11 protein-coding genes are annotated in these 13,381 nt (G+C 69.8%); 4 read left to right on the top strand and 7 right to left on the bottom strand.

The genetic code is table 11. The features are described from left to right. Positions 1-33 precede the first annotated feature (33 nt). The 5 genes from OH768_RS10865 to OH768_RS10845 all read right to left on the bottom strand — a co-directional run bounded on the left by OH768_RS10865 (position 34) and on the right by OH768_RS10845 (position 7,302). Entirely contained in the window at positions 34-1,068 is a 1,035-nt protein-coding gene (locus tag OH768_RS10865) for a 2Fe-2S iron-sulfur cluster-binding protein (protein WP_406452473.1), read from the bottom strand. Next, positions 1,065-2,318 (bottom strand): aromatic ring-hydroxylating dioxygenase subunit alpha, encoded by a 1,254-nt coding sequence (locus OH768_RS10860; RefSeq protein ID WP_406452471.1) that lies wholly within the window; start codon positions 2,316-2,318, stop codon positions 1,065-1,067. The genes OH768_RS10865 and OH768_RS10860 overlap by 4 nt, the downstream gene beginning before the upstream one ends. Before the next feature lie 50 nt (positions 2,319-2,368). Continuing rightward, positions 2,369-4,423: an FAD-dependent oxidoreductase gene (locus OH768_RS10855; protein WP_406452469.1), complete on the bottom strand. Its 2,055-nt coding sequence runs from the start codon at positions 4,421-4,423 to the stop codon at positions 2,369-2,371. 131 nt (positions 4,424-4,554) lie between these two features. Next, entirely contained in the window at positions 4,555-5,340 is a 786-nt protein-coding gene (locus OH768_RS10850; RefSeq protein WP_406452467.1) for an IclR family transcriptional regulator, read from the bottom strand. A gap of 102 nt (positions 5,341-5,442) precedes the next feature. Then, positions 5,443-7,302, bottom strand: coding sequence for a M1 family aminopeptidase (locus tag OH768_RS10845; protein ID WP_406452465.1), 1,860 nt, complete (start codon positions 7,300-7,302; stop codon positions 5,443-5,445). Between the two features lie 292 nt (positions 7,303-7,594). Here OH768_RS10845 and OH768_RS10840 point away from each other — a divergent pair, with 292 nt between their 5' ends. Genes OH768_RS10840 through ppk2 form a run of 3 tightly spaced genes read left to right on the top strand, consistent with a single transcriptional unit; the run spans position 7,595 to position 9,929 of the window. Continuing rightward, on the top strand, positions 7,595-8,749 hold the full coding sequence (locus tag OH768_RS10840) for an anion permease (RefSeq protein WP_406452463.1): 1,155 nt from the start codon (positions 7,595-7,597) through the stop codon (positions 8,747-8,749). Positions 8,750-8,766: 17 nt separating this feature from the next. Beyond that, positions 8,767-9,000 (top strand): hypothetical protein, encoded by a 234-nt coding sequence (locus OH768_RS10835; protein WP_399117522.1) that lies wholly within the window; start codon positions 8,767-8,769, stop codon positions 8,998-9,000. 38 nt (positions 9,001-9,038) lie between these two features. Beyond that, positions 9,039-9,929 (top strand): polyphosphate kinase 2, encoded by an 891-nt coding sequence (gene ppk2, locus OH768_RS10830; RefSeq protein ID WP_406452460.1) that lies wholly within the window; start codon positions 9,039-9,041, stop codon positions 9,927-9,929. A gap of 25 nt (positions 9,930-9,954) precedes the next feature. Here the strand turns inward: ppk2 and OH768_RS10825 are convergent, their stop codons facing one another. Beyond that, positions 9,955-10,341, bottom strand: coding sequence for a luciferase family protein (locus OH768_RS10825; RefSeq protein WP_406452458.1), 387 nt, complete (start codon positions 10,339-10,341; stop codon positions 9,955-9,957). Positions 10,342-10,453: 112 nt separating this feature from the next. Beyond that, positions 10,454-11,740, bottom strand: coding sequence for an aminotransferase class I/II-fold pyridoxal phosphate-dependent enzyme (locus OH768_RS10820; RefSeq protein ID WP_406452456.1), 1,287 nt, complete (start codon positions 11,738-11,740; stop codon positions 10,454-10,456). Positions 11,741-11,899: 159 nt separating this feature from the next. On the opposite strand from OH768_RS10820, the gene OH768_RS10815 reads away from it, so the two are divergent. Further along, on the top strand, positions 11,900-13,366 hold the full coding sequence (locus tag OH768_RS10815) for an AlkA N-terminal domain-containing protein (protein ID WP_406465219.1): 1,467 nt from the start codon (positions 11,900-11,902) through the stop codon (positions 13,364-13,366). The last annotated feature ends 15 nt before the right edge of the window (positions 13,367-13,381 follow it).

The raw sequence follows: 13,381 nt of genomic DNA, 5'->3' as shown, positions 1-13,381 counted from the left end.
GTCGTAGCCCCTCTGCCTGGTGGAGGATGGTCCTCACGCGTCGATCACGACGTCCTCCAGCGGCTTCGAGCAGCAGAGCAGGATCTTGTTCTGGGCGATCTCGCGTGGCCGGATGCCCCCGTTGTGCTGCATGTCGACGGAGCCGGAGAGCAGGGTCGTCCTGCAGGTGCCGCACATGCCCTGCGCGCACGAGGCCGGGAGGCTCAGGCCGGCTCTGGACGCGGCGGCGAGGAGCGAGGTGTCGGCGTCGCACTCGATGGTGCGTCCGCTGCGGGTGAACTCGATCTTGAAACCGGCGTCCGCAGCGGTGGCGGACGAGGTGTCGGCCTGCCCGGTCGGTGTCTCGAAGGTGAAGCTCTCCTCGTGGTAGTGGTCCGTGTCGAGGCCCGCGTCCGACAGCATGCGCCGTACGGCGGCCATGTAGGGGGCGGGGCCGCAGGTGAAGACCTCCCGTTCGAGGAAGTCCGGCGCGATCTGCCGGAGCGTCTCGATCGTGAGCCGGCCGCGGTGTCCGCCCCAGGGGGCGTACGGGCGGTCCTCCTCGCAGATGTGGACGATCCGGATGTTGGGCGCGGTCGCGGCGATGAGGTCGAGTTCGTGGCGGAAGACGATGTCCGCCGGGGTGCGCGCGCTGTGCACGAACACCACGTCGGCGGGGTCCGCGAGGTCGTACAGCGTCCTGGTCATCGACATCGACGGCGTCACGCCGACGCCCCCGGACAGGAAGAGGTATTTCCGCGCCGGATGCCGGGCCGTGGAGAAGTCGCCGAGCGGTCCGTGTGCCCGTACGGTGTCGCCCGGCCCGAGGTGGTCGTGCAGCCAGTTCGACACGAGCCCGCCCGGTACGCGCTTCACCGTGATCGAGAGCAGGAAGGGGCGGGTGGGTGGTGAGGAGATGGTGTAGCAGCGCTGGACCGGCCCGCCGTCGATGTCGAGGGTCAGGGTCAGGAACTGGCCCGGGTCGTGCCGGAACAGCCGGGGTTCGGCGTACTCGAACACGAACGTGGAGACGTCGTGCGTGAGCGGGTGCACCTGACGGCAGACCAGCAGCTCTTCGGTCTCGCTCATGGCTGGAGCTCCAGGTGTGCCTTGAGCCTGGTCACGTACCAGTTGACGAACGCCTCGACCTGCTCCTCCGTCGGACCGTACGGGCCCGGCAGATAGGCAGGGCTGCTGATGCCCTGGTGGGCGCGGGCGACCAGCACCGCGTCCTGGTCGTTCGTGGCCTGCCACACCTTCGTGAGGGTGTCGAGGTCGTAGTCGATCCCCTCTACGGCGTCGGCGTGCACGAGCCAGGTGGTGCGGACGAGGGTGCGGTCCGGGCCGAGCGGGGTCACGGAGAACGTGATCGCGTGGTCGGCCATGAAGTGGAACCAGGAGTTGGGCTGGATGTGCATGGACAGCCGGCCCAGGCGGGCCGTGGGGAAGTCCGCCAGCAGGCGCTTGCACGCGGCCGTGCCGTCCGGGGTGTACGACTCCCCGGCGAGGTCGAGTGGTTCGCGCTGGATGCGGAAACCGGTGGGGCGGGTGTCCAGTTCCTCGATCTCGGCGTAGGGCAGGCCCAGGGAGTCGTAGGTCTCGCGGGCCTCGGCGTCGGCCACGAGGAAGCGCCCGTAGGCCGGGCGCAGCGCGGGCGGGATGTCCTTCTCCTGGTAGCCGTAGATGGGGAAGTAGCAGGCCTGGAGCTCGGGATGGCCCACGCAGTGGTAGCACTCCCGGTTGTTCTCCATGGCCAGCTTCCAGTTGCCGTTCTCGACCAGGTCGATCTGCGTGGCGACCTTTGCCTCGGCCAGGCGGTGCGGTGCGAGGTACGGCGCGATGCGGGCGGCGACCTCGTCGAAGTCCTCCGGCGGTTCCTGGGCGAGGCAGATGAAGACCAGTCCGGCCACCGTGCGCGCGTGCACGGACCGCAGGCCGAAGCAGGACGGGTCGAAGCCGGGCGCCTGGGACTCGGCGTACAGCAGCTTGCCGTCCACGCCGTACGTCCAACGGTGGTATCCGCAGACGATGTTGCCCACCGAGCCGCGCTCCTCGTTGAGGATGCGCGCCCCGCGGTGGCGGCAGACGTTGTGGAAGGCCCGGACGTCCTCGTCGTCGTCGCGCACGACGAGGACCGAGTACGACCCGAGGTCGACCGTCACATAGTCGCCGGGCTCGGGAAGCTCCGCCTCGGCGGCCACGAACAGCCAACTCCGGGCGAAGACGGCCTCGATGTCGAGGTCGAAGAACTCCTCGCCGACGTAGAACGGCGCTTCGAGGCTCTGACCGGCGGGACGGCGGGCAACGAGGTCGCCGACGTCGGAGGTCGCTTGCTTCATCTCATCTCTCCGGTACGACTGGGGAGTTGACGTGCGGACGGGGGTGGCGCTCAGACCGGCAGGCACAACCGCAGCGCGTCGTGGATCGCGGCGTGGATGTTGCGGGAGGCGACGGCGTCGCCGACGCGGAAGAGCTGGTAGCGGCCCGCCTCGTTGCGGACCACGGACTGCCGCTCGTTCGCCAGCAGGGCGCGGTGGTCGACCTCACCGAAGTTGGTGGATCCGGGGAGGAGTTCGACGTACAGCTCGTCCGCCGGCAGGGTCCCGTGCTCCACGATCACGTGGTCCACGATCCGCTCGGTCTCGGCCTCGGTGTACTCGCTGTAGAGGGTCGCGGCCAGCCGTCCGTCCCCGGTGCGGCGCACGGAGCGCAGCCGCCGGGCGAGCGTGATGGTGACATCGTGCGCGGTGAACGCCCGTAGGTAGGCAGGTGAGTTCATGCTGCCGACGTCGGGGGCGAGGGCGCGCTCCGGGGTGACGTACTCGATCCGGACGTCGGGCGAGGCCGTGAGGACCTCCACGGCGTCCATGGCCGGGTAGCCGCCGTGGTCGTCGTAGACCAGGATCTCGCCGCGCGGGCGGCGCACCGAGCCCGTCATCACGTCCCAGGTGTCGGCCACCAGGCCCTCGCCGGCGGTGAGGAAGCCGCGGTTGGGCATGCCCCCGGTGGCGACGATCACGAGGTCGGGGTGTTCGGCGAGGACGTCGTCGGCCTCGGCGTACGTGCCCAGACGCAGGCCGACGCCGAGGTGTTTGCACTCGGCGAGGCGCCAGTCGACGATCTGGATCAGGTCGGCCCGGCGCGGGTTCGACGCGGCCAGCCTGATCTGCCCGCCGGGCTGGTCGCTCGCCTCGAACAGGACGACGTCGTGCCCGCGTTCGCCCAGCACCCGCGCCGCCTCCAGGCCGGCCGGTCCCGCTCCGACGACAACTGCCTTCCTGCGGCGGCCAGTTGTGAGGGGGACGATGTGAGGCAGGTGGAGTTCCCGGCCGACGGACGGGTTGTGGACGCACTTGGTGTCGCCGGAGTCGTAGATCGCGTCGAGGCAGTAACTCGCCCCGACACAGGGCCGGATGCGGTCCTCCCGGCCGGCCTGCACCTTGGCGACCAGGTGCGGATCGGCGATCTGCGCACGGGTCATGCCGACCAGGTCGAGCAGTCCTTCGCGCAGGGCGTGCCGTGCGGTGGCGACGTCGGCGATGCGTGCCGCGTGCATCACGGGGACGGTGAGGCGTCGCTTGATCTCGCCGGTGAACTCCAGGTACGGACCGAGCGGGGTGCCGATGGACGGGATGGCCTTCGCCAGGGACGCGTCCCGCTCGATGGAGCCGTGGATGGTGCTGATGAAGTCGATGCCGTCGACGGTGTATTGCCGGGCGGCGGTGAGTGCCTCGTCAAAAGTGAGGCCGCCTGGTTGTGCTTCGTCCAGCGACATCCGGATCCCGACGACGAAGTCCGGACCGACGGCTTCGCGGACGGCCCGGATCACCCGGCGCGGAAACGCCATGCGGTTCTCCGGGCCACCGCCCCACTCGTCCTCGCGGTGGTTGGTCGCGGGCGAGAGGAAGCTGTCCAGCAGATGGCCGTACGCCTCCAGTTCGATGCCGTCGAGACCGCCCTCCCGGCAACGGACCGCCGCGGAAGCGTAGTCGGCGACGATCCGGTCCAGGTCCCAGGACTCGGCGGCCTTCGGGAAGGCGCGGTGCGCGGGTTCGCGCAGCGGTGAGGCGGACACCACCGGGAGCCAGTCGCCGGTGAAGTTGCTGGTACGGCGGCCGAGATGGGTGACCTGGCACATGACGGCGGCCCCGGCCTCGTGCACGTCGTCGGCGAGCCGGCGCAGCCACGGGACGATGTCGTCGCGGTACAGGAGCAGGTTGCCGAACGCCGGCGGGCTGTCGGGCGAGACGACCGCCGAGCCGCCGATCATCGTCAGACCGACCCCGCCCCGCGCCTTCTCCACGTGGTAGGCCCGGTAGCGGTTCTTGGGCATGCCGTCCTCGCCGAACGCCGGTTCGTGGGAGGTGCTGACCACGCGGTTGCGCAGGGTGAGGTGCTTGAGCCGGAAGGGCTGGAGCAGGGGATCCAGGATGGCTGAGGGCACGGCTGCTCCTCGAAGGATGCTGTGGCGCTGTTTCGCGATGCAAAACAGCATCGCCATACGAGACAAATGGTGGAGCTGGGAATCCCCAGCCGTCAATAGCCCGCCGTGTTAACTCGCCGTGCGCGCAGCGCTCATCCGCGTTTCACGTGGCCCCGGCGCCAGGAGATCTTCGCGGCGGCTGCCAGCAGTTGTTCGGCGAGACCGGGCACGGTGTCCTCGTTGAGACGGAAGGTCGGTCCGGACAGGGTCACGGCCGCGATGACCTTGCCGTCCAGGGCGCGGATCGGAGCGGCGATGGCGGCCAGTCCGATCTCGTGCTCCTCGCTGGTGGTGGCGTAGTCCCGCTCGCGGATCGTCTCCAGGGCCGCCGCGAGGGTCGTCGGGTCGACGATCGTGTGCGGGGTGTACTTCTCCGCCCCCCTGGCGAAGATCTCCGCGACCTGGTCGGGGGCCATGTGCGCCAGGAAGAGCTTGCCCGCCGCGGTGGCGTGCAGCGGGGCGCGCCGGCCGACCCAGTCGATGCTCGTGATCGCCGCCGCGCCGATCGCCTGGTCGATGGTGATCACGTCGTGTCCGTCATGGATCGCCACGTTCACCGTGTCGCCCACGGCCGCGGCCAGTTCCTGGCAGACGGGACGGCTCAGCAGGGACAGGTCGTTCACCTTGCTCGCCCCGGCGGCTAGTTCGACCATCGTGTACCCGATGCGGTACCGCCCGCGCTCGGTGTCCTGCTCGACCAGGCCCCGTGACTCCAGGGTCGCCAGCAGCCGGAACACGGTCGACTTGTGGATACCGAGTTCCTCGGCGATCTCGGTCACACCACTGGGACCCCGCGTGGCCAGCACCTGGAGGATCGACACCGCCCGGTCGACGGACTGCACCGAGTGATCACGTGGGCGGCTTCCGCTGCTGGTCATGGCGGAAGGGTAATCGAGGGGAAGGCACCGGCCGCGAGCCTCTGGTCCGACCACGAAGGGGGTGGCGGTGCGGTCGGCCGACCGCACCGCCACCCCCTTCCGTCAGCCGATGATGCGGTGCGTCGTCCAGAACGAGGTCAGGTCCGTGGTCGTCGCGGCCTGTGCCGCCGCCTTGAACTCGGCCGTGGTCGAGACGCCGTACCAGTGTGAAGTGGCGTAGTCCTTCAGGAGTTTGGCCATCACCGTGTCACCCAGGGTGCGGCGCAGGTCGTGCAGGGCGCACTTGCCGTAGCCGTAGACGACGGTGGAGTAGCGGGACGAGTGGGCGTCCCAGTAGGCCATCGAGTTGGTGATGTTCTCCGCGGAGGACGCCCAGGAGACGTTGTTCCAGCAGTTGGTGCCGGTCAGGCCCTGGGCCAGGTCGGTGGCGTAGTCGGTGAACGCCTCGTCCAGCCAGGGGCTGTTGTACTCGTCGTCGCCGACGATGCCGTAGAACCACTGGTGGCCGATCTCATGGGTGAGGGCCGTGGTGCTGACCAGGTCGAGGACGAAGCCGGGGTACTCCATGCCGCCGAACCAGAAGTTGTTGTCGATGACGGCGTCCAGCTCGCCGTACGGGTAGGCCCCGAAGCGGCCCGCGTGGGCGTCAACTGCGGACTTGGCGGTCGTGAGCATCGACTGGGCGTTGGCGGAGCTGATGCCCGTCACCGAGTAGATGTTGATCGGGGTGCCCGCCGTCGACGTACCCGAGATCTTGGTGAACGGACCCGCCGCCCAGGCGAAGTCGCGGACCTTGGACGCGGTGGCCGTGGTCACCGTACGGCCGCTGGTGCCGGGGGTGTCGACCGAGGTGCCGGTGGCCGGGACCAGCAGGGTGGTCGGGTGGTCCAGGGTCACCTTGAAGTCGGCGGCCAGGGAGTAGAAGGACTCGCCGTTGTTCGTGTACGGGTCCAGGTGCCAGCCCGAGCCGTCCTTGATCGCGAGGACCGGCAGCGCGTTGCCGATCATGCTGAACGCGCCGTCGTAGCCGAACCGGTCGGCGCCGCTCGGGACGGTGATCCCCAAGTCGAAGCCGATCGTGGTGGATTGACCCTGCGCGAGCGGGGTCGGCAGCGCGATCTGGAGGGCTGTGCAGGCGACCGAGAGGGCGCCCGCGGTGCCGCCGGTGACATTCGTGACCGTGATCGGCGGCGCGGAGCAGGTGCCGTGGTAGTTGTCCCACAGCCGCAGGTACACCTCGGTCAGCGGGGTGGCCGACGCGTTGGTGAAGGTGGTGCTCTCGTGGCCGGTCCAGACGGTGCCGGCGGTGTTGCTGCTCAGGCTCACGGTGTACGCCGGGGCGGCCGGCGTGCGCGTCGAGTCGGCCGGCGGGGCCGTGTCGCCCGAGGTGTTGAGGGCGATGTCGTCCAGGACGAAGCTCGTCTGGAGGCTGGAGTCCTCGACGCCGGAGAAGGCGAGACTCACGGTCTGGCCCGCGAACGACGACACGTCGAACGACTTCTGGACGTAGCCCGTGGCCTTGTTGAGGTTCGAGTACGTCGCCAGCGTCGTGCTGCCGATCTTCGCCGTGAGCTTGTCGTACGCGGTGGACGAGGTCGTCTCGGCGGTGTCGATGTGCAGCCAGAAGGTGAGGGTGGCGCCGGCGCAGCCGGACGGGATCGTCACGCTCTGGGAGAGCGTGTCGGTGTGCGTGCCGCCGGTGCCGTCCAGCCAGGCGAAGCTGGTGCCGCCGTGGGCGCTCTGCCCGGTGCGGCTGGTGATGACGGTCGTCGAGGACTGGGTCCAGGACGAGGTACCGCTCTCGAAGTCGCCGTTGGTGACCACCTGCGCCGGGGTGCAGGCGGCGGCCACGGGGGCCGCGGAGTGTGCGGCGGCGGCCGGGGTGACGGGCAGCGAGAGGGCGGCCACCGCGGCGACGGCGAAGACGCCGGCTGCGAGGGCCTTGTGGGGGGTCGGTCTCACACGGAACTCCTTATACGGCGGCCGGGATCCCGGCCTGCTCGGTGGCTGCCCGGCCGGACTGGGTGTGCCGGTGGGCGGCCTCGGGAACGCGCGTAGCTGTTGCGTGATCGCGGGGGAAGCTTCGCAGATTTGACCGGGCCATGCCACAAAAAGAAGGAAGTGTGCGCATGAAGTGGAGGAAGGTGCGGACGGGTGCCGGAGGGTGCCGTTTGTACGCCTACGTTGACCGGGCCATGCCTGGTTTTGGCCTCCGGTTGGCCGAATGTACGCCTTCGGTTGCTTCCATCGAGCGATGGACCACATCACGTTCCTCGTGGCGGTCGTCATCGTCACGGCCTTGGCCTTCGACTTCACCAACGGATTCCACGACACCGCCAACGCGATGGCGACGTCCATCGCCACCGGGGCGCTGAAGCCCAGGACGGCGGTCCTGATCAGTGGAGCTCTCAATATCGTCGGCGCCTTCCTGTCCACGGAAGTCGCCAAGACGATCTCCGGCGGCATCGTCGACGACACCCTGGTCACGCCGGGGATGATCTTCGCGGGGCTCGTCGGAGCGATCCTCTGGAATCTTCTGACCTGGCTGCTCGGGCTCCCGTCCAGCTCCTCGCACGCCCTCTTCGGTGGCCTGATCGGTGCCGTCTGGGTCGGCGCGGGCTCGAATGGCGTCCACTTCGACAAGGTCGTGGAGAAGATCCTGATCCCCGCGGTGGCTTCGCCGCTCGTGGCCGGAATCGCCGCTCTCCTCGCCACCTACCTCGCCTACAGGATCACCGCCCGGGCCCGCAAGGACTCGGTCACCAAGGGCTTCCGGCTCGGCCAGATCGCCTCGGCCTCGCTGGTCTCCCTCGCGCACGGCACGAACGACGCGCAGAAGACGATGGGCGTCATCACCCTCACCCTGATCTCCGTGGGCGCGCTCGGCCACGACGCAGGTCCGCCGGTGTGGGTGATCGCCTCGGCGGGACTCGCGATCGGCCTCGGCACCTACATCGGCGGCTGGCGCATCATCCGCACGATGGGCAAGGGCCTCACCGACATCCAGTCCCCGCAGGGCTTCGCGGCCGAGGCCGCCTCCACGACCGTCATCCTCACCTCCGCCCACCTCGGCTTCGCGCTCTCCACCACCCAGGTCTGCTCCGGCGGCATCCTCGGCGCGGGCCTCGGCCGACGCCTCGCCGAAGTGCGTTGGGGCACCGCGGGCCGCATGGTCATCGCCTGGCTGGTCACCCTCCCGGCCGCCGCCGCGGTCGGCGGCCTGTCCGCGACCGTCGTCAAGCACGGCGGCAACCTCGGTACGGCCCTGATCGCCCTGATCGCCGCCGCCGTGGCCGGATTCATCGTGATCGCCTCGCGCCGCAACCCCGTGCACGCCGACAACGTCAACGAGACCCACGAGGTCACCCTCCGCAGCGGCGCGTCCACCGACGTCCGTACGGCCGCCTGAGTCAAGGGAGTTGAGCCATGAGCCTGGACTGGAACGCCCTCGGCGAGGTCTTCGCGGTGAGTGTCGGAGTGACCGTCGGTGTGGTCGTCGTCTTCGCGCTGGGGGTGCTGGGCATCGCCCAGGTCGAGACCGCCCGTGAACGCGACGGCGGCACCCACGCCCTCGGGCTCGCCCAGGCGGGGTTGTGCTTTCTCGCCTGCGCGGCTGTCGTGGCCTACGGCATATATCTCATCGTGCCGCAGTTCCACTGAATACCGCCGATCACTGAACGCATCGAGAGGAGGCCTGGATGACTGAGCTGTTGTCGGGGCTGCGCGTCGACTACACGGACCAGGACGACCCGGTGCTGATCCGGCCCGACGGCAGCCCGGTGGACACCTGGCGGGAGAACTACCCGTACGAACAGCGCATGGAGCGCAAGGAGTACGACTGGCACAAGCGGCTCCAGCAGATCGAACTGCTGAAGCTGCAACGCTGGATCAAGGAGACCGGACGCCGGCTCGTCATCGTCTGCGAGGGGCGCGACGCGGCCGGCAAGGGCGGCACGATCAAACGGTTCACCGAGCACCTGAACCCGCGCGGCGCCCGCGTGGTCGCCCTGGAGAAGCCGAGCGAGCGCGAGAGCGGTCAGTGGTACTTCCAGCGCTACGTCCAGCATCTGCCGACGGCGGGCGAGATCGTGCTGTTCGACCGATCCTGGTACAACCGGGCAGGGGTGGAGCGCGTGATGGGGTTCTGCTCGGAGGACGAGTACCGCCGCTTCATGCGCCAGGCCCCGCTGTTCGAGCGGATGCTCGCGGACGACGGCATCGACCTGATCAAGTTCTGGTTCTCCGTCTCACAAGGTGAACAGCGCACCCGTTTCACGATCCGCCAGGTGGATCCCGTACGGCAGTGGAAGCTCAGCCCGATGGATCTGGCCTCGCTGGACCGCTGGGACGACTACACGGCCGCCAAGGTCGCCATGTTCCGGGAGACCGACACCGAACAGGCGCCCTGGACCGTGGTGAAGAGCAACGACAAGAAGCGGGCCCGCGTCGAGGCCATGCGCAGCGTGCTGGCCCGCTTCGACTACGCCGACAAGGACGAGGAGGTCGTCGGCGCCCCCGACCCACGCATCGTCGGCGCGGCGGCGACCTTGCTGGAGGCGGGGGAGGACGACACGGCGGCGGTGTTCTAGGGGCAGGGTCCTTCGGGACCGGGTCCTAGTCTCCGTCGCGCGGCACCAGTGTCACCCGGTGGAAGTTGCAGCCGGTCATGGGCGGGTTCCCGGTCGGGGGCCCGCCCGCGTGTGCCTTGAGGGCGACGCTGACCAGGCTCAGGAGCAGGTCGACGTCCGTCTCGCAGTCCAGGTGGACGGTCACCCAGCGGGAGCCCGGGATGATCCGGATCGCCGTCGACTCGCTGAGATCGTGATGGAACCGCAGGATGGCCCCGACGGTGAGATGCAGGTCCACATCGTGGTCGGAGTGGAAATGCACGATCTCGCTGTGGGCGGACCGCAGCGCCCGCCCCGTACCGCAACTGGCCGGGACCGCGCTGAGGTCGCGCCAGCCTTCCAGTCGCTGCATGGCTCGCTCGGCCAGGGTCATGGCCCCATCGTGTACTGCTCACCGCTTCGCAACCAGAGGTTGAGCGATTTGTAACCGGCGCGTGAGGTACCGCACACCTGCGGAGCATCCGGTGTGCGGCCCCCGCGCCGGGTCAACTCGCGTCCGCCACAAGCTTTTCGTAGCCCACGAGCCGTACACAGGTGGCCACCCCGTCGATGATCTCCTCGATCTCCGAGGCGTCCGGGAAGGAGGGGGCGATCCGGATCGTACGGTCCCTGGGGTCGTCGCCGTACGGGTGGGTGGCACCCGCCGGCGTCAGGGCGAGACCGGCGTCCGCCGCACGGCGCACCACCTCACGGGCGCAGCCGTCGGGGACGTCGAGGGTGATGAAGTAACCGCCCCTGGGCGTGGACCAGGTGGCGAGACCGGTGTCTCCCAGCCGGTCGGCGAGGATGCGCAGCACGGTGTCGAACTTCGGTCGCAGCAGCTCACGGTGCTTGCGCATATGGGCGCGCACCCCGGCCGGATCGCGCAGGAACATCGCGTGCCGCAGCTGGTTGACCTTGTCGGGGCCGATGGAACGCTTGGCGCTGTAGCCGCGCAGCCAGGCCACGTTGGCCGGGGACGAGCCGAAGAACGCCACGCCCGCACCGCCCAGCGTGATCTTCGAGGTGGACCCGAAGACGAGGACCCGGTCGGGGCTGCCGTGCTCGGCGCAGGCGGCCAACAGGTCGGCGATCTCCACCTCTTCGTCGGTGAGGTGGTGCACGGCGTAGGCGTTGTCCCAGAAGATCCGGAAGTCGGGCGCCGCCGTCGGCATCACGGCAAGGCGTCGTACAACCTCGTCGCTGTAGCAAGTCCCGTCCGGATTGCTGTACTTGGGCACGCACCAGATGCCCTTGACCGCCGGGTCCCCGGCGACCAGGCGCTCCACCACATCCATGTCGGGACCCTCGGCGGTCATCGGCACCGGGATCATCTCGATGCCGAAACGCTCGCACAGTGCGAAGTGCCGGTCGTAGCCGGGGACCGGGCACAGGAACGCGATCCGCTCCTCGTCCGCCCAGCGGCGCGCCGCCCCGGGAAGCGTGCCGAGCAGCGCGTGCACCAGGCAGTCGTGCATCAGCTCCAGGCTGGAGTTGCCCACGGCGAGCAGTTGCCCGGCCGGCACCTGGAGGAACCCGGCGAAGATCTCCCGGAGCTCCAACAGCCCTTCCGCACCACCGTAGTTGCGGCAGTCCGTGCCGTCGGCGGCGGTGTATCGGCCGCCGGGCAGCGAGAGGAGTTCGGCGGACAGGTCGAGCTGCCGTGCGGAGGGCTTGCCGCGGGTCAGGTCGAGCGACAGCTTCTTCGTGAGGAGGGCTTCGTAGTCGCTCCGGGCCGCGTCGAGGCGGGCCGGGAGGGAATCGGCGCTGTGCGAGGGTGAGGGAGGGGTCACGGAGGTCGACGCTACAAAGCCGGGTGGCACACCACAAACCGATAAGCGCGGCCTTCACCGGTAGGGACCCGGGCGGGGGCCAGGCCACGGGACGTCGATGTCGGATTCCCGCCAGCCCCGGCCCAGCCCGTATCGGATGCTGGACACATGCAGAACGGGATGCACACCGACACGGAGCGCTGTGTGCGCGCGGTCCAGTCCAAGGACGCGCGCTTCGACGGCTGGTTCTTCACGGCCGTCCTGACCACCCGCATCTACTGCCGGCCCAGCTGCCCGGTCGTACCGCCCAAGCCCGAGAACATGACGTTCTACCCGAGCGCCGCGGCCTGCCAGCAGGCGGGGTTCCGCGCCTGCAAGCGCTGCCGCCCGGACACCAGCCCCGGCTCCCCGGAGTGGAACCAGCGGGCCGACCTGGTCGCCCGCGCGATGCGCCTGATCGCCGACGGAACGGTGGACCGCGAGGGCGTCCCCGGCCTCGCCGCCCGCCTCGGCTACAGCACCCGGCAGATCGAACGCCAGCTCCTCGCCGAACTCGGCGCCGGGCCCCTCGCGCTGGCCCGGGCCCAACGCGCCCAGACGGCAAGGCTGTTGATCGAGACGACCGCGCTCCCGATGGCGGAGATCGCCTTCGCCGCCGGCTTCTCCTCGATCCGCACCTTCAACGACACCGTGCGCGAGGTCTTCGCCCTCTCCCCGAGCGAGTTGCGCAACAGGCGCCCGAGGACGACCGTCCTCACCCCCGGCACGCTCACCCTCCGCCTGCCGTTCCGCGCCCCGCTCAACCCCGACAACCTCTTCGGCCACCTGGCGGCGACCGCCGTACCGGGCGTGGAGGAGTGGCGGGCCGGCGCGTACCGCCGCACCCTCCGCCTCCCCTACGGCCACGGCATCGCGTCCCTCACTCCCCGGTCCGACCACATCGCCTGCCGCCTCACCCTCAGCGACCTGCGTGACCTGCCCGTGGCCATCAGCCGCTGCCGCCGCATGCTCGACCTGGACGCCGATCCGGTCGCGGTGGACGACCAGCTGCGAACCGACCCGGTACTGGCACCGCTGGTGGACAAGGCACCGGGCCGACGCGTCCCGCGCACGGTCGACGAGGCCGAGTTCGCCGTACGGGCCGTACTCGGCCAGCAGGTCTCGACGGCGGCGGCCCGCACCCACGCGGCCCGCCTGGTCACCGCCCACGGCGAACCGGTCGACGACCCCGAGGGCGGCCTGACCCACCTCTTCCCGTCCCCCGAGGCACTGGCGGCGGTGAACCCGGAGTCCTTGGCCATGCCGCACACCCGCCGCACCACCTTCACCACCCTGATCACCCAACTGGCCGACGGAACACTCCACTTGGGCGTGGAGAGCGACTGGACGGAGACACGAGCCCGCCTCCTGGCTCTCCCCGGCTTCGGCCCCTGGACGGTCGACGTCATCGCCATGCGCGCCCTCGGTGACCCCGACGCCTTCCTCCCCACCGACCTCGGAATCCGGCGCGCCGCCCAGGAGTTGGGCCTCCCGTCGACCCCGGCCGCGCTCACCGCCCGCGCTGCGGCCTGGCGGCCGTGGCGGGCGTACGCGGTCCAGTACCTGTGGGCGACGGACAGCCACCCGATCAACTTCCTTCCCGTGTAAGCCGTTCAAGGAAGC

The sequence above is a fragment of the Streptomyces sp. NBC_01622 genome, from assembly GCF_045209635.1.
Classification (GTDB): Bacteria; Actinomycetota; Actinomycetes; order Streptomycetales; family Streptomycetaceae; genus Streptomyces.
This window is presented reverse-complemented; position numbering and strand designations above follow the sequence as displayed.